This window comes from Parendozoicomonas sp. 209JJ7-1 (assembly GCF_058147085.1).
The window spans coordinates 1-751 of the sequence record NZ_JBYVJU010000099.1 but is presented as its reverse complement, the minus strand read 5'-3'; the positions used below and the strand labels follow the sequence as shown (position 1 = coordinate 751).

Annotated in this window: 1 protein-coding gene; it reads left to right on the top strand. The window is 37.2% G+C overall.

Going from position 1 to position 751, the window contains the following annotated elements; translation table 11 throughout:
• A partial coding sequence (locus ACY2RQ_RS19540; RefSeq protein WP_490114688.1) for a hypothetical protein occupies positions 1 to 487 on the top strand: 487 nt, incomplete at its 5' end.
• Positions 488 to 751: the final 264 nt, after the last annotated feature.

Genomic DNA, 751 nt, shown 5'->3' with positions numbered 1-751 from the left:
GTGCGCCCAAACATCAAGTATGAGTATAGAAATAGACATTGATTACGAAACTCTGAAAGAATTCATCAAGAGCTTTGATGGTATAAAGAAAAAGTACCAAAAAGTTGAGCTTCTATGGAGTGCATCTTTCTTTGATTTAACACCATCACATTTTGTCTTATGGTTTATTATCTCCGTTCCACTTTCACTTTTCGCAATATCAAGTGACAGAAATGAAACTTTCCTCGCTTTTCTTGGGCTTAACATATTTATTTATCTCACAGGGTACTTTCCTTATTACAAAGAGATTCCCACTTTTAGCAGAGTCAAAAAACATATTAAAGAATATAAGGCACTTCAAGAAGAATATCATAACATCTTGAACCAAGGGCATACCCTAGCTGAGAAAATGAACATTTGCTTCTCTGACCATGGATTCTTTTACACTAAAGATAAAGAATATCGTTTAGCATTATTTAATGAGCAATTAATTAAGTATTACGAATAAGCACCTAACAAGTGCATCCAGGCGACCGCCTTCGGCGGCGCCTGATGCAGGCGTTAGGTGCCAAACGTCAACATCAAATTCAAGAAGTTCAAGCTTTAACTTTGTGCCTACATCAAGCACGCACAGACTTGTTCAAACCAGCAAAATAAAGAATGTGCCAACAAATTTACTGGCCTTATCGAAAATGACAAAAATAGGGGCATCGGTTCCACCTGCTGGAAAAACGAGTTTCACCGGTGTTTTCAAACCAGCAAAATAAAGTCT